Origin of the sequence: Leisingera sp. NJS201 (assembly GCF_004535885.1) — a bacterium.
GTDB lineage: Bacteria > Pseudomonadota > Alphaproteobacteria > Rhodobacterales > Rhodobacteraceae > Leisingera.
On record NZ_CP038234.1, the window covers coordinates 3058086 to 3074597 of the forward strand.

At 62.0% G+C, this 16512-nt stretch carries 10 protein-coding genes and 3 pseudogenes; 3 read left to right on the plus strand and 10 right to left on the minus strand.

Features of this window, described 5'->3' with window-relative positions; all coding sequences use genetic code 11:
- The first annotated feature begins 163 nt into the window (after window positions 1–163).
- On the plus strand, window positions 164–2599 hold the full coding sequence (locus ETW23_RS14920) for an FAD-dependent oxidoreductase (protein ID WP_134830453.1): 2436 nt from the start codon (window positions 164–166) through the stop codon (window positions 2597–2599).
- An 81-nt stretch (window positions 2600–2680) separates the two neighbouring features.
- Here the strand turns inward: ETW23_RS14920 and ETW23_RS14925 are convergent, their stop codons facing one another.
- The 3 genes from ETW23_RS14925 to ETW23_RS14935 form a co-directional block, all read right to left on the minus strand.
- On the minus strand, window positions 2681–3946 hold the full coding sequence (locus ETW23_RS14925; protein WP_134830454.1) for an ABC transporter permease: 1266 nt from the start codon (window positions 3944–3946) through the stop codon (window positions 2681–2683).
- Window positions 3943–4749 (minus strand): taurine ABC transporter ATP-binding protein, encoded by an 807-nt coding sequence (locus tag ETW23_RS14930; protein ID WP_134830455.1) that lies wholly within the window; start codon window positions 4747–4749, stop codon window positions 3943–3945. The genes ETW23_RS14925 and ETW23_RS14930 overlap by 4 nt, the downstream gene beginning before the upstream one ends.
- Before the next feature lie 93 nt (window positions 4750–4842).
- On the minus strand, window positions 4843–5838 hold the full coding sequence (locus ETW23_RS14935; protein ID WP_134830456.1) for an ABC transporter substrate-binding protein: 996 nt from the start codon (window positions 5836–5838) through the stop codon (window positions 4843–4845).
- Between the two features lie 206 nt (window positions 5839–6044).
- Between ETW23_RS14935 and ETW23_RS14940 the strand changes: the two genes are divergently transcribed.
- Complete coding sequence (locus ETW23_RS14940; RefSeq protein ID WP_129371909.1) at window positions 6045–7016, plus strand: LysR family transcriptional regulator; 972 nt, start codon at window positions 6045–6047, stop codon at window positions 7014–7016.
- Between the two features lie 153 nt (window positions 7017–7169).
- Complete coding sequence (gene hisD / locus ETW23_RS14945; RefSeq protein ID WP_134830457.1) at window positions 7170–8447, plus strand: histidinol dehydrogenase; 1278 nt, start codon at window positions 7170–7172, stop codon at window positions 8445–8447.
- Between the two features lie 21 nt (window positions 8448–8468).
- On the opposite strand, the pseudogene ETW23_RS14950 reads toward hisD, so the two are convergent.
- The 7 genes and pseudogenes from ETW23_RS14950 to ETW23_RS14980 all read right to left on the minus strand — a co-directional run bounded on the left by ETW23_RS14950 (window position 8469) and on the right by ETW23_RS14980 (window position 16468).
- Window positions 8469–8986, minus strand: a pseudogene (locus ETW23_RS14950) (nitrous oxide reductase accessory protein NosL).
- Window positions 8983–9803: pseudogene (locus ETW23_RS14955) on the minus strand (ABC transporter permease). Before ETW23_RS14955 ends, ETW23_RS14950 begins: the two co-directional pseudogenes overlap by 4 nt.
- Window positions 9800–10702 (minus strand): ABC transporter ATP-binding protein, encoded by a 903-nt coding sequence (locus ETW23_RS14960; protein WP_134830458.1) that lies wholly within the window; start codon window positions 10700–10702, stop codon window positions 9800–9802. Before ETW23_RS14960 ends, ETW23_RS14955 begins: the two are co-directional and overlap by 4 nt.
- Complete coding sequence (locus tag ETW23_RS14965) at window positions 10695–11963, minus strand: nitrous oxide reductase family maturation protein NosD (protein WP_134830459.1); 1269 nt, start codon at window positions 11961–11963, stop codon at window positions 10695–10697. The genes ETW23_RS14960 and ETW23_RS14965 overlap by 8 nt, the downstream gene beginning before the upstream one ends.
- Window positions 11964–11965: 2 nt before the next feature.
- Window positions 11966–13876, minus strand: coding sequence for a TAT-dependent nitrous-oxide reductase (gene nosZ, locus ETW23_RS14970; RefSeq protein WP_134830460.1), 1911 nt, complete (start codon window positions 13874–13876; stop codon window positions 11966–11968).
- Between the two features lie 11 nt (window positions 13877–13887).
- Window positions 13888–16076 (minus strand): annotated as a pseudogene (locus ETW23_RS14975) (4Fe-4S binding protein).
- Window positions 16067–16468, minus strand: a complete 402-nt coding sequence (locus tag ETW23_RS14980) for a hypothetical protein (protein WP_254695041.1) — start codon at window positions 16466–16468, stop codon at window positions 16067–16069. Before ETW23_RS14980 ends, ETW23_RS14975 begins: the two are co-directional and overlap by 10 nt.
- Window positions 16469–16512: the final 44 nt, after the last annotated feature.

Genomic DNA, 16512 nt, shown 5'->3' on the forward strand with positions numbered 1-16512 from the left:
TTGCCCCAATGTTCCCGCCACAGCCGCAGGCTGGCAATCACAGCAGCATAACTGACAATTTATTCAACCAAATTTTCGAATTTATGGGAATTACACTCCCGTGCATTGCAGCCTGCCCTGACTGGGCGCTTAGTCATGCACAATCCATCGGGAGGCCTCTTTTATGAAATCGCGCACCAAGGTTGTGGTGATCGGCGGCGGCATCGCTGGCTGCTCCACCCTCTACCACCTCACTCAGGAAGGCTGGAGCGACGTCGTTCTTATCGAACGCAACGAGCTGACCAGCGGCACCACCTGGCATTCAGCGGCCCAGGTCACGAATTTCGGCATGAACCAGACCATGGTCGGCCTCAAGACCCATTCGATCAACCTGTACAAGGAACTGGCTGAGGACCCGGACTACCCGATCAACTACCACCACGGCGACGGCGGCATCCGGCTGGCCAATACCGAAGCACAGATGCAGGGCTACCGCCATTTTACCTCCATGGCGCGCGGTATGGATGTGGCGTTCGAGGTGATCGACGCCGAGGAATGCGCCCGCCGCCATCCGCTGATCTCCACCGGCAACCTGATCGGCGGGTTGTGGGACCCGCTGGACGGCGACATCGACCCGGCCCAGCTGTGCCAGGCACTGGCGCGGCGCGCCCGCAAGTCCGGCGCCGAGGTCTACCGCAACACGCCGGTAACCGCCCTCACCCAGCACCAGGACGACACCTGGACCGTGCATACAGAACACGGCGATATCGATTGCGACATCGTGGTGAACGCCTGCGGCTACCGGGTGAACGAGGTCGGCGCCATGATGGGCGTGCACCACCCTGTCGCCTCGATGGAGCACCAGTATTTCCTGACCGAGGAGATCCCCGCCATCAAGGACGCAGACCACCGGATGCCGCTGCTGCGCTGCCCGATCAGCGACTATTACTGCCGCCAGGAAAAGAACGGGCTGCTGGTAGGTTTCTACGAACAGGACTGCAAAACCTGGGGTATGGACGGGATCGATCCGAACTTTGTGAACGCGCTCTGCCCCGATGATCTGGATCGGGTCACGGATGTTCTGGAAGGCGCCTTTGCCCGGATGCCCGCCTTGATGGACACCGGCATTCACACCGTGGTCAACGGCCCGATCACCTATACCATCGACGGCGCGCCGCTGGTCGGCCCGATCCCGGGCAAGCGCAACGCGTTCTGCATTATCGGCCTGCGGGCGGGCCTGGGCGAAGGCGGCGGCCACGGCTGGCTTTTGGCGCAGCAGATCGTGCATGGCGAGGCGAAGTACGACACTTGGTGCATTGATCCGCGCCGCTTTACGGGCCACACCAATGTCGAGCTGACCGCGCTGAAGGCGATCGAAGACTACCAGAACGAGTTCCGCTTCCACTTTCCGCATGAGCACCGCCCGGCGGGCCGCCCGGCCAAAACCACCCCGCTGACCCCGGTGCTGGCGGCCGAAGGCGCCGAATTCACCGTGGTGAACGGTTGGGAACGGGTCGACTACATCAAGCCTGCGCCTGACTTCCATCCTTCGCTCAGCTTCAACTTTGACGAAGCCTTTGACGTTGTGGCTGCTGAAGTGAAGAACATCCAGGACAACGCCGGCCTGGCCGAGGTCAACGGCTTCAACCGGTTCGAGATCACCGGCGCCGACCGCCACAGCTACCTTGACCGGATGTTCTGCGGCGCGGTGACGAAACGCGCGGGCCGGGTCGGGCTTGGCTATCTTCTGAACAATCACGGCATGATCAAGGGCGAGGCCACAATCGCCAACCTCCCCGCGTCCGAACGCGGGCCGGAGCGGGTCTGGTACGGCTCGGCGGCGGCCAGCGAATATCATGACATGGACTGGCTCTCCCAGCACATCCAAAAGGACGAGGACGTGCAGATCCGTTCTCTCACCAACGATCAGACCATCCTGGTCCTGGCCGGCCCCCGGGCGCGGGACGTGCTCTCAACCTGCGCCCGGGGCGACTGGTCGCGTGACGCCTTCCCATGGCTGTCGGTGCGTGAATGCTTCATCGGCTTTGCGCCTGCCACGGTCATGGGCGTCAGCTTCTCGGGCGAGCTGGCCTATGAAATCCACGTCCCCAACGCCTCGCTCTATGCCGCCTATCTGGCGTTGCGGAAGGCGGGCGGGGCACACGGCCTGAAACTGTTTGGTGCCCGCGCAGTTGAGTCGATGCGGATGGAAAAGGGGTTCCTGCACTGGAAAGCCGACCTGATTACCGAATTCGACCCGTTTGAAACCGGGTTGAGCCGTTTCGTGAAGATGGACAAAGGCGGTTTCATCGGCAAGGAGGCCTTGCTGGGGCGTCAAGCCGAAGGGCCGCGCAAGAAGCTGGTCACACTGCAGATCGACGCCACCCACGCCCCGGCCCATGGCGGCGCCTCGCTGATGCAAGACGGCAAGGTCGTGGGCACTGTGACCTCCGGCGATTGGGGCCACCGGGTGGGCATGAACCTGGCCTATGCATTTGTGGATCCCGCACTGGCAGCGGAAGACAGCGCGATGCAGATCGATATGTACGGCGATCTGGCGGGTGCAAGGGTCATTCCCCCCTCCCCCTATGACCCGGACTTTGCCCGCATCCGCGGATAACGCATCGCCCGCCGCCAAACCTAAACAAAGAAACGCCCGGGAATTTCCCCCGGGCGTTTTTTTGCACGGCACGGCACAGGTTCAGCTGCGGCCTTTCCACGGCACCAACCAGTTCTCGGCCATACGCATCAGGATGTCGATGCCATAGCCGATGATGCCAATCAGCACGATCCCCATGATCACAATATCCGTTAGCTGGAATTTTGAGGCGGCGATGATCATCATGCCTGCACCTTTTTGTGCCGCCACCAGTTCCGCGGCCACAACGGTGCCCCAGCAGACACCCATCGCAACCCGCGCACCGGTAAAGATCTCCGGCAGCGAGTTCGGCACGATCACATGGCGCATGATCTGCCACTTGGACGCGCCCAGCGAATAGGCCGCGTGGATTTTCGAGATATTCACCCCGGAAACCCCGGCCCGCGCCGCAATCGTCATGATCCAGAGCGCGGCCAAGAACAGCAGTACGATCTTGCCGGTTTCCCAGATGCCGAACCAAATGATCACCAGCGGGATCAGCGCCAACGGCGGCACCGGCCGCATGAACTCGACAATCGGGTCGAACCAGCCGCGGAACCAGCCCGACAGCCCCATGGCATAACCCAGCGGAATGCCGACAATTGCCCCGGTCACAAAACCCACGATCACCCGTGTCAGCGACCAGCCCAAATGCTGCCACAACGAAAAGTTCTGATAGCCTTCCGAGGCAATCTCAAAGAACCGCGCCACCACCGTTTCCGGCGCCGGCAGCCAGATCGGGTTCATCTGCAACCCGCTATGCGGCGCAAAACTGATTGCTCCTTTGCCGGTCAGCGTCACCGTCCCGTCGCCAGCGTCCACTTGTGTTCCGGGGCCGATGGGTTCGCCGTTGATAGCGACGATCTTTGCGCCTTCCTTGCGCTTGACCTCGTCATTACGGTCAAAGATCAGAGTGGTGGAGCGCCCGGCCTGTGCCGCCAGGCCATCGTTCTTGGCAAAGCCATCGCCTGGCTCCACCTCAAACTTGGGGCTTTCTTCACCAAACCCGGCCACCCTGACCGTGATGTCTGCGTCATCGGTGGCCCCGTCAGCATTCTCCAATGTGTAGGTGAATGTGGTTTCGCCGGTAAAGGGCCCCGGCACGTGAATGGGAAGCAGCTTGGAGCCGGTAAAGGCCGCCCAGATCACAAAGATCACAAGGACCGAGATGATCGAGGCCGCCCGGTCCGGCGTCACGGCGCTTTCATCGCCGAACGTTACGGTTTTCAAGCTGGTGAAATCCTGCTGCGACCGCATCCCCTTGCGGATAAGCTGAACCAGAAAGAAAGCACCGGCAAACAGCGCGATATAGAACAGTAGTACCGTCATGCAACTTGCTCCGTCCGGCCCATGATCTCCTCTTCCATTTCCCAGATCATCGAGAGGATCTCATCGCGGGTCTCGGCAAAGCCTTCGGATTTCTTGACGTCGCGCAGATCGGCATTCACCCCGCGTTCCGCAAAGGGCAGCTGGTATTCGCGGTGAATGCGGCCGGGGCGCGGCGCCATCACGATCAGACGCTCGCCCAGCAGCAGCGCTTCCTCGACCGAGTGGGTGATCAGGATGATGGTCTTGCCAGTCTCTTTCCACAGCTTCAGCACCAGGCCTTGCATCTTCTCCCGCGTCAGCGCGTCCAGCGCGCCAAGCGGTTCGTCCATCAGGATCACGTCCGGCTCATTTGCCAGGCAGCGGGCCAAGGCAACACGCTGCTGCATGCCGCCCGACAACTCATACACCGCCTTTTCCTTGAAATCCTGAAGGCCGACGATATCCAGCAGCCGGTCAGAGATCTTTTCCCGTTCCGCCCGCGCCATGCCTTTCATGCGCGGCCCGAATTCCACGTTGTCGCGCACGTTCATCCATTCAAACAGCGCGCCTTTCTGGAACACCATGCCGCGTTCGGCATCCGGCCCGGTGACACCATGGCCGTTCAGCTCAATCGCGCCTTCCGTCGGGGCCAGAAACCCGGCCAGAATGTTCAAGAGCGTGGTCTTGCCGCAGCCCGACGGCCCCAGCACCGACATCAGCTCACCCGCTTTTAAATTCAATGAGACGTCTTTCAGCGCCTGGACAGAACTGCCATTGGGCAGATCAAAACGCATGGAGACACCCTTGATGTCCAATCCTGACATCTCTCCCCCTTCCTGCTTAAGCTGCGGATGCAAACGGCCCGGTAACCGGGCCGTTCACCTTCATCAGATTGTCGTGCACCAGATTGCCCTGGCTCAGTTCAGCGCAGCGTCCAGCGGTGCGCTGTCGACGGCGCCGTCATAGGACTCCAGCGCCGCTTCGATGCTGCCCGCATTCACAAACACATCCGCCACGCCCTTCATGAAGCTTTGAGCGCCGCCGCCCAGCCATTTTTCGGACAGCTGATCCTCGGCCGAGGGGAAGTTGAAGGTGGCAATTGTGGCCTCGGCATCGCCCAGGTCCATACCGGCATCCTTGGCAATCACCGGCAGCATCTCGTCCTTGTGATCACCCGAGTTCCACATTGCGTTGGCATCTGCGGTCACTTTCAGGAATTTGCTCAGCAGTTCGCTATCCTCAGCGATGAACCCTGCCGGTGCGCTGGTTACATCAAACACCAGAATGCCCAGTTCTTCTTTCTCGGCGCCGGTCAGCAGCACATTGCCATGCTCCACCATCCGCCGCAACGCGCCGCCCCAGCCGCAGACCATGTCCAGGTTGCCCTGGGCAAAGGCTGCCGCGCCGTCCGCCGGCGCCATGTCGACGACTTCCATCGAGCCGATATCAACACCGAAATGCGACATCTGCGACAGGAAGTTGTAATGCGCAGCGGTGCCGATCGGCACACCCACTTTCTTTCCGGCCAGCTCGCCTGCGCTGGTCTTGTCGATCTCAAGCGCCTCGGCCACCACACAGTTGTCGTTGTCGGAATAGCTGACGGCGACATCCACAATCTGGATGTCCTGGCCGGCGGAGGTTGCCACCACAAACGGCGGCACGCCCTGGCTCACCGCGATCTGCACGTCGCCGGACGCCATCGCCGCCGACATTGCTGTGCCGGTGTCGAACGACACCCAGTTGATCTTGACACCCAGTTCCTCCTCATAGGTGCCATTGGCCTTGGCAAACTGGAAAGGCATTGGCCATTCCAGGAAATAGGCCACGGTAATCTCATCCAAATGAGAGGCATTCACGGCAGAGATGGAGGCAGCGGCGGCGCAGATTGTTGAAAGCAGGTACTTTTTGATCATATTGAAAGGTCTCCCAGTTAATTCGCCGGGCCCGTTCATTGCGAGCCTCATGGCTTTGATTTTTACACGGCAAACCATATCCGGGAAGCCGCTTCACTATAGCACAAAATTACTCTTGCGAATAAAGTAAAACTTAGTTTTTATTTTTACGGATATCTTGGCACAAATCTGTGGATAGCATATGCAAAGCGCAAGGGAGGACGCATATGCAAAAGACGCTGAGTCTACGCTGGCTGGAAGTGTTCCAGCTGATCTCCAAGTCGGGATCAATACAGAAGGCCGCCGCGGAAACCGGCCTGTCGATCAGCACCGTGTCCAATCACCTGCGCAGCCTGGAAAGCGCGCTTGGTGTTGATCTGGTGGACCACACCCGCCGTCCAATGGGGTTGACGCCTGCAGGCGTGGTCTATGCCCGCTATGTATTTGACGGGCTGATGACGCTTAAACGCGGCGAGGCCGAGATCCGCTCAGGCAGCTGGCAGCATGCCACCGATCTGCGGATGGCCTTGCTTGACGATTTCGACAACGAGGTCGGGCCGGAACTGTTTCAGTTCCTGTCTACCGCGCTGCCCCGCTGCAGTTTCCGCCACTACACCCGGCCCAGCCACGAAATCATTGAAAAGCTGCAGGAGCAGAAACTGGACGCCGGCGTCGCCACCCGTCCGGCCGGGCTGCTGCCGGATCTGATCGAATACCCGCTGATGCGCGATCCCTTCATTCTGGTGGTGCCCACCGGGTATTCCGGCAGCGTCGAGGATCTGACCAAAGCCGATGCATCTTTGCCCTTCCTGCGCTATTCCCGCGATCACACCATCGGCAAACAGATCGAAACCCAGCTGACCCGGCTCAAGATCTCTCTTCCCAACCGGTTTGAGCTGGAGTGCAACCAGTCGATTGTCGGTCTGGTCTCCGAGGGCAGCGGCTGGACCGTCACCACCGCTGCCAGCTACCACCGCGCCCAGCGCTTTCACGACAAGGTCAAGGTTGTACGCTTCCCCGGTAAGAGCTTTGCCCGCACGGTGTCGCTGTTCACCACCAGCGTCTATCCCGCGGCCACTTCGCAACTGATCCACCAGGCCTTGCAGAAATCCCTGCGCCACCATTTCACAGATCCTATCAGCGAACGCTTTCCCTGGCTGGCCGAGGAATTCCGCACTCTCCCAGCAAAAGGGAATTAGGCTGTCCGGCAATTAGAAACAAACATTCGTGTTTTTCGAAACCTGCAAGCCGCAGCTTGACCGGGCGGCCTGCACGGCGCTGTTTTAGGCGCAACCCGCGCCGTGCTGCCCCGGCACATCCGGCGGCCCTCCAATGGAAATGAGCTGACCCCAATGGCAATCACCTACCTCAAACAGGCCCAGCCCCGCCCCGCTGCCGAAAACAGCGGTATCCGCGATACAGTCGCCGGGATGCTGGCCAATATCGAACGTGAAGGCGAAGACGCGGTGCGCCGCTACGCGGAACAACTCGACGGCTGGACCGGCCCTATTGTGGTAACAGACGCCCAGCGCCGTGCCGCCTGCAACCGGGTTTCGCAGCAGATGAAGGAGGACATCCAGTTCGCCCATGCCAACGTCCGCCGCTTCGCCGAGGCGCAGAAGGCCACAATGGGCGACTGCGAGGTTGAGGTTATTCCAGGCCTGATCGCGGGCCAGAAGCAGATCCCGGTTTCCAGTGCCGGCTGTTATGTGCCAGGTGGCCGCTACAGCCATATCGCCAGCGCGCTGATGACCATCACCACCGCCAAGGTGGCCGGCGTTCCCCACATCACCGCAGTCTCGCCAACCCGCCCCGGAACCGGCATTCCCGACGCCATCATTTACGCAATGGACCTCTGCGGAGCAGACATCATCCTGAACCTGGGCGGGGTGCAGGGCATTGCCGCCATGGCCCAGGGCCTGTTCGGCGCACAGCCCGCCGATATTCTGGTCGGCCCTGGTAATTCTTATGTGGCCGAGGCCAAACGGATGCTGTTCGGCGAGGTCGGCATCGATATGTTTGCCGGCCCCACCGACTCGCTTGTGATTGCCGATCACACTGCCGATGTTGAAACCGTTGCCTGGGATCTGGTCAGCCAGGCCGAACACGGCGCCGACAGCCCGGTCTGGCTGGTCAGCACCGATGAGGCCCTGGCCAAGGGAGTCATCGCCCGGGTGCAAGCGCTGATCGACCGCTTGCCTGAACCCAATCTCTCTGCCGCCCACCGCGCCTGGCACGAACGCGCCGAGGTGGTCCTCTGCGATAGCCGCGAGGAGGCCGCGCAGGCGGCCGACCGCTACGCGCCCGAACATCTGCAAGTGCAGGCGGAAGATCTCGACTGGTGGCTGGACCGTCTGTCGGCCTATGGCTCATTGTTTCTGGGCAAGGAGACCACGGTGTCCTTTGGCGACAAGACCTCAGGCCCCAATCACGTGCTGCCGACCAGCGGTGCTGCACGGTACACTGGCGGGCTGTCGGTGCACAAGTTCACCAAGACTGTGACCTGGCAGCGCTGCAACGCCGCTGCCTCGCATGAGCTGGCCCAGCGCACCGCCCGCATCAGCCGGATGGAAGGCATGGAGGGCCATGCCATCGCCGCCGAACTGCGGCTGCTGCCGGAAACGGTCTGAAACTGTCAGGAGACGCAGCCCTCAGGACGGCGTCTCCAGCTGACGGTCCAGATCAACCGGCCCCAGCACTGCGTCATCGGGAATACTGTTGAACCCGGCAACAGTACCGCCATAGCGCTCCGCAAACCGGGCGGCGTCCTCAGGCGTGGCAAAAGGCACAACTTCCGGTGCCCCATGCCGCCAGCCACATTCGACCCTACGACGAAATGCGCGCTCTTGGCATCTATCCAGTTCATGGTGCCGGGATGCGCCCAGCTGGGCGCCGCGCCCATGTCGCTGACATAGATGGCAGTGATCTCCGCATCCCGCTCCGGGCTTTTGACATAGGCCGCCAGATCGCGCACCTGGGCAAAAAACAGCGGCACAGGGAAGCCATCCAGGTGAATTTGCCCCTTCGGCCCGCCGTGTTCGGAGACATTCATCTGGCAAAAATAGCTCAGCGCCACCTCCGTCAGCTCCACCGGCGCTGGCGGCGCCTTGGCCTCCTCTTCCTGACAGGCAGACAAGACCAGCGCGGCAGCCAGGATCAGGTGTCTCATGGCTCCACCCTCCGGAACGCGGCGCAGGCCAGACCGAAGCCCAGCGCCGGCCACAGCAGCAAGGACAGCGGCGCGGCCCAGCCGGGCAAGGCACTGGCAGCGCCAGCCATGCCGCTGGACAGCGCCACGCTTTCCGAGGCTGCGACATTCCACAGCCGGAACGCATCCGCCGGGTTGGCGACCATCACCCAAGGAAAGATTTTCTGGGTGAACACTCCGCCGCTGTCCATCACCACGGCGCCCAGAAGCCCGAGGTCATAAAGCACCACAAACATAAGCCACACGCCCGCCGACAGGCCAGCCGCGGCAGTGGCGCCGCTGGAAAGCGCCGACAGCGCATAGCCCAGCACCAGGAACACGGCTCCCAGCAGGATCGAGGTCAGCACCAGCCGCCCCAGCGCCAGCAGGCTTTCAGGCCCCGCACCGCCGAACCAGGCGGCAACAGCCCCCGCCGCGCCAAAACCGATGATCATCGCAATCGCCAGTGCGGTCAGATGCGCCATCAGCTTGCCCAACAGGATCTCTGCCCGCCCCGCGGGATAGGCCAGGAGCAGTGCAAGGCTGCCCCTGTCGCGGTCCCCGGCCACCGCATCAAACCCCATCATCAGCGCCAGAAGCGGCGCCAGATAGACCGACAGCGTGGTCATCGAGGCGACGGACACTGTCAGCATATCCACCCCAGCGTCCCCGTCGGCGCCGAACCGGCAAAGGACAGCGCCAGCGCAAAGGCCAGCATGATCAGCGTGGCCATGAACAGCCAGCGGTTGCGGCGCAGGATCAGCATCTCGGCGCGGGCAATAGCAAAGGCGCGTCTCATTTGCGGTCCTCCCCTGAATAATGGCGGTAAAGGTCTTCCAGCCGCGGCGGCACCATGTCGATATCCGCCACCGCATCGCCCATGGCCGCAATCTTGCGCAGCTCGGCCATCTTGTCCTGCGGGTTGCACAGGATCTCGACCGAGGCGCCATTGATACGGCGCCCGCCGGTTTCAATGGCAATCCGGTCCGCTTGCGATGCACGCGCCTGCACCCGCAGCTTGACCGGCAGCCCGGCCTGGGCCGAAAGGCCTGCCAGCGTGTCATCCGCCACCTTCACGCCTTTGCGCAGAATCGCGATACGGTCGGTGCGCGCCTCCACCTCGGTCAGCGCGTGGCTGGCAATCAGCACTGCGGCGCCCTGCTCTGCCAATTCATTGATGATGGCGTACAGGTCCTGGCGCGAGATCGGATCCAGACCGCTGGTCGGTTCATCCAGCAGCGCCAGCTTCGGGCGGCCCAGCAGCACCTGCGCCAAACCCAGCCGCTGCCGCATCCCCTTGGAATAGGCACCGATGCGGCGGTGCATGGCCTCACCCAACCCAACACGTTCCAGCAATCCGTCAATATCCGGGCGCTCCCCGGCCAGGCGGGCAAACAGCGACAGCTGCTCATGCCCGGTCAGTGCCGGGTGAAAGCTGACCGCCTCGGGCAGAAAGGCGGTGGCAGAACGCGCTGCCGCACTGCCGGGCGCCGCGCCGCAGATACGGATGCTGCCGCCCTCATGCCGGATCAGGCCCAGCACCGCCTTGATCAGCGTCGACTTGCCGGCGCCGTTGTGGCCCAGCAAAGCCAGCCGCTCGCCCGGTGCGATGTCCAGTTCGATGCCATGCAGAACCTGGGTTTTGCCTCGGAACTTGTCCAGCGCGCGGATCTGCAGCGGGCTGTTTGCCTTATCCATCCTGTTCAACCTTTCTGGCGGCCTCTGGCCGTTCCGGCCGCATCAGCGGGTGGCTGTCGATCACCCCGCCCGGCAGCAGCGCCGGGAAAGCCGATTGCGACCACTTCACCAATTGCACCGCGGGTGAGCCCATCAGCAGCTTCGCCGCCGGCTGGGTCCACAGCACATGATCCATACTGTCATTCGGACGGTAGGGCGCATCGGCGATGCCATCCCCGTCCACATCAAAACCCGCGAAATCGGACCAATAGTTACCCTGGCCCGCCTCAGACCATTCCACCCATTTGGTGGAGACGAATTTCACCTGATGCCGGTTGCCGACAAAGGCATTGCCCACCATCCGGTTGCCCGCGCTGCCCGCGGTGAAATGGATGCCAATGCCGCAACCCTCAAACCAATTGCCCGAGAAATCATTCTTGTGCGCATTGTAGAGGAAGGTGCATTTTCCCTTGGCGCCCTTTACATAGTTGCCCCGGAACTCGCCCTGATTGGCGTAGTTCAGCATCACTCCATGATCGCGGTCATTCAGCGAGACGTTTCCCGTCACCTTGACGCGCGTGGAAAACATCACCGCATAGCCCAGGTGATTGCCTATCGAGACATTGCCGGAAACTTCGGAATTGTCCGCGTACATATAGTGCACCGCAAAGCGCAGATCGCGGAACACATTGTTGGTGAACGTGTTTTTCCTGGAACTGTTCACAAAGATCCCGTCGCGGCCAAAGCGGATGTCATTGCCGTCGACCACCGCGCCCGGCGCATTCCACACGTAGACGCCATTGCCGCGGGCATTCATATGGCGGTCTAAGCGGCCTTCGATCCGGTTGCCCTGCACCAGGCTGTCCTTGGCGCCGTGAATATCCACGCCATACAGGTTGCCCAGCAGCACATTGTTCAGGATCTGCGGCGCCTTCGCCGTCTTGGTAAGTTTGATGCCGCTGTCGATCTCCTGATGCGAGGAGCCGGAGCCCACAACGGTCAGGTTCTGCACGGTCACGCTTGGCCCAGTCACGGTGATCACCGATCCCTGGCCCTGACCGTCCAAGGTGGCGTGACCCCGCCCGTCCAGAATGACCGGCCGGTCCAGCACCAGAGTTTCTGCATATTCGCCGGCGGCGAGGCGGAGGGTGTCGCCATCCGCCGCCTGCGCCAGTATTTCAGCAATGGCCCCTGCCCGGTTGGGCACCTCCCAATCCGCCGCCCACGCGGGCGCCAGGCAGGAAAGAGCCGCAAACAAGGATATGGGCAGGAGCCGTTTCATGTTTACGCGCTCCGCGGCTCAACCAGCATCCGGCCGCGCATTTCCATATGCAGCGCGTGGCAGAACCACTGGCAATAGTACCAATGCACACCCGGGCGTTCGGCCTTGAAGGTGACGGACGCGGTTGCCTGCGGCCCGACCTCCATCGCAACGCCGAAGTTCGACAGGCAGAAGCCGTGGGTCAGGTCGTCGATGTCGTCCAGGTTGGTGACATAGACGGTGACCTCGTCGCCCTGCTTGACGGTGAACTTCTCCAGGCTGAAGTTCGGCGCCTGGCTGGACATGTAAACCCGCACCTTGTCGCCATCGCGCACAATGGTGTCCTGCCAGTCGTCCAGATCCACCCCATCTGCCTCGGCCTGTGCACGCGCGTCCGACCACATCGGGTCGTTGCGGTCCCAAAGATTGACCGGGTTCACCTTGGAACGGTGAACAATGATCGAGTCATGCGGCTCGGCAAAGGTCGGGCCGTCATGCACCACAGTCATCTTATCGCCGGAAATATCGATCAGCTGCTCGTTCTCGGGCTTCAGCGGGCCGACGTTCAGGAACCGGTCCTTGGAAAACTTGTTCATCGAGATCAGCCACTTGCCGTCCGCCTCGGCGGTCTCCCCCATCGAGGTGGAGTTGTGGCCCGGCTGATACTGCACGTCGACTTTGTCCAGGATCGGGTCCACATCAGCGCCGGCATAGGCTTCGATCGCCTTGGCGATGTCCCATTTCACCACCTGGCTGTCCAGGAACAGGGTGGTGTAGGCATAGCCGCGGTTGTCAAAGGCGGTGTGAAGCGGGCCAAGGCCCAGCTGCGGTTCGGCAACCACTGCCGAGCGCGGATCGGCATCCGCATCAAACAGCGCGTCCAGCTTTTCGACATCAATCACCGACACGGTCGGGGACAGCTTGCCGTTGACGCAGACGTGTTTCTTGTCCGGCGCAGTGTTGATGCCATGCGGCGAGTTCGGGATCGGGATATACCGGGTCAGCTTGCCCGGCGCGTCCTTGCGCCCGTCGACAACTTTGGCACCGTTCAGCTCTTCATAGTTGCCGGCCTCAATCGCTGCCTCAATCGCCGCGATGTTGAAAACAACAACGTGGTCCAGCTCATTCTCGGTCATCTCGGCCAGGGTCATGCCCATTTCCGAGTTGTAGGAGGTCGAATAGGCGTATTTGCCCTGATAGTCGCAGTCGGTGTTGTCCAGGTTGCCCGAGACGATCACCTGCCAGGCGACTTTCATGGTGTCGCCGTCGATGGCGGAGAAGATGTTCACGTATTGCGACGGATCATCCAGGATCTGGCCGTCATTGATCAGCGGCGCCTCGTGCTCACCGTTGGCAAAGACATAGCCGGTGCGCGGGAATTTCTGCGGGCGCAGACCGTGGATGTCCTTGGCGTTGGGGATCTCGATGATCTTGTCGCATTTCATCACGTCGCAGCGCACCCGGGCGACACGGGTGTTGGCCTTGTCGTTCATAAAGATAAAGCGGCCGTCATAGGTGCCATCGGTGAACGACATATGCGGGTGGTGCAGGTCGCCGTTGTCATAGGTAACCTTGCCGTTGGCGGCCAGGAATTCCTTGGTTTCCGGCAGCAGGCCCTCGGTCAGGATCTTCAGCGACTCGTTGGTCTGGCCCCAGCCGGTGGCCGAACAGCGGTTGAACACCGGGATCCGCATGAACTCCCGCATTGACGGCACGCCCAGGATACGCAGCTCGCCGGTCTGGCCCGAGGACCAGAAGCCATAATATTCATCCAGTTCGCCCGGTGCCAGGTTCACACCGCTTGCCGCGCGCGCGGGTTTGGCCCCCAGCAGCGCGGAGCCGGCGCCAGTGGCCGCCAGCACGGCACCAGAGGCAGTCGCCCCCAGAAGGCCGCGGCGGGTGACGGGCAGTTTATTTTTCAGATCTTCAGACATGATGTCCTCCTTCAGGAAACTTTTGTCCTGTTCGCGTTGGGGTGATTGGCGGGCGGCCTGCCCAGAGTGACGTCTGGTGCCGGGCTGCCGGTCTTGGCCCGGCGTTTCAGCTGTTTGATCACAACCGGGCATTTGGATTCGGATTGATACAGAACCTGGCAATGCAGGCAGTCGACACATTCGTTCGGATTGATCTCACCGGTGGGGTGAATGGCCTGAACAGGGCACTCATTGGCGCAGGTCTGGCAGGGGCTGCCGCATTCCTTGTAGCGGCGCAGCCAGTCGAACATCCGCACCCGCGCCGGGATCGCCAAAGCTGCCCCCAGCGGGCACAGGTAGCGGCAATAGAACCGCTCAACGAACAGACCGAGCCCCAGAAGCACCAGCGCAAAGACCACAAACGGCCAGTCACGCACGAACTTCAGGATGATCGCGGTCTTGAACGGCTCCACCTCGGCATAGGTTTCCGCCAGCGGGATCGACACCATGGAGATACCGAACAGCCCGAGGAAGATCATGTATTTCGCAGGCCACAGGCGCTCGTGCAGGCCCCACGGCAAGGTGATCTGCGGCACGCGGCACGCACGGGCGATCTTGTTGGTCAGCTCCTGCAGCGCGCCGAACGGGCACAGCCAGCCGCAATAGGCGCCCCGCCCCAGAACAGCAGTGCTGCGGCAACGGCAAACCACTGGATGAAGACCAGCGGATCCAGCAGGAAAGCATCCCAGGAAAACCCGCCCCGCAAGCTGCCTGCCAGCGCCATCAGGTTCACCACGCTCAGCTGCGCATTGGCGTACCAGCCCAGAAACACCAGGGTGACGGTCAGGTATCCGATGCGGAACCAGTAAAAGACACGCGCATTCGCGGTGGCCTGGAACTGGAAGAAGAAAACCCCTGTCAGCACCAGCAGCATCACACCCAGAACCCCGATCTCCAGTGTGCGGTCCTTCCAGATCCGCTGCCACAGGGCTGCCTTTGCTGCAGCCTCGCCGGTGTCGTCCGCCACCATCTTGGGTGCAGGTGCGGCAGGCAGCAGATATTGCTCCGGCAGTTTGTAGCCCAGATCAAAGGTCAGGAACGCCCGCTCCAGCGCCCCCACCGACCGCTGCACCAAAAGCTGCAGGCGGAACGGTTCGGCCGGATCAAATTCCGCATCCGCCGGGATTTTGAACAGGTCCAGTTCACCAAAGCTGGGGCTGTCGCTCGTGGCCAATCCCCCCAGCCGCTTGTGCTGCTTGTCAAAGAACCGCACCGAAGCATCGCCCTGGATCAGCTGAATCCGGTCAAAGATGCCGCCCCGCACATAGCCCGACCCTTTGAAGCTGTAGCTGCCCCGCCCCAGCACCAGAATGGCGTGCTCACCCTCCTTCAGCCAGGCCTTCAGGTTCTGGTATTCGGCCTCGCCCAGCAGCGACTTGCCGATCGACGGCACCGAAACCAGCGCCATTTGCATATCGATGAAAGTATCGTCCGGCGCTCCGGCCTCAGGCCGTTTGATCGCACGGCTGTCGCCCGTGGCCTCAAAGGCCGCGTTGATCTGGCCCACGTCCAGCGTCACCCGCCGGACCGAGCCGTCGCCTGCCAGCGCGGTCCAATCCGCGACTTCCTCGCGGGCCATATCGACCTCGCGCTTCGGCCCGTCCGCCTGCACCGGCGACAGCCCGCCCAGCCCCAGCGCCCGCGCCACCTTGATCCCGGCGCGCACCAGGCTGTCGTCGATCACCATAATGGTCACCGTCGCACCCGAGATGATGTCGAGATCATGGGCATCGCCGCCCGCCGCCGCCTCGGCCTTCAGGTCCAGCCCGGCGTAGCTTTCGGTCAGCTTGACCATCTTGGCGTTCGGGATGCCGATCAGCACGATCGGTTCCGAGTGTTTGACCAGCTTCACGCCGATCAGCACCGCATCGGTGTCAATCGCGGCCACCACATGGATCGGCTTGCCGCTGTACCCGGTGGTTCCGACGAAATCGGAGGTCAGAAAGGCATAGGCGATTGTTTCGCCCGCCTTCAGAACCGGCGCAACCGGCACATCGCTGCGCACCGGGCCAAAGGTCTCAGCACCAGGCACCAGATCGGCAGGTGTCAATTCTGTCAGGAAAGAGTCGAGGCTGTCCGCCTCAGCCGCGCCGGCAAACAGCGCGGCGATTGTCATTACAAGGGCTGTCATCCAGCCCCGGAAGGCGCGTGTCAGGACCATGGCGCCTCTCCTTTCGTTAGAGTGGCTGCCACGGACGCGCGCAAGGCGCGTTCGGATTCTGTTTCTGCGACCAACGGAGGCCCGCGGCCCTCATGCCAGTATTGCGCCGGGTTCGGCTGCACCGCGGTTTCCGCAGGGAGCAGCACGGCGCAGCCGGCAGCCTGGCTGATGCCAGAGCGCAGGACGCTTACAGGCCCGGCCCCGTTTTCAGCAGCGCACAGCGGACAGGTACTGCATTTGGGACAATCCTGCGTTTTGCTGCTGTCCTCGGAAGCGATCTGAATTTCCACCACGCCGAATTCGCCGCAGATCTCGATCCAATCACCGCCCGCTGCAGCCTGTGCCGCACCGGGGAACGCTGTTTGCAGCACCAGCATGAAAATGGCGCACACACCCGTCAGCCGCCGGAAAAACCCGGCGCGGCAAAACGATGATA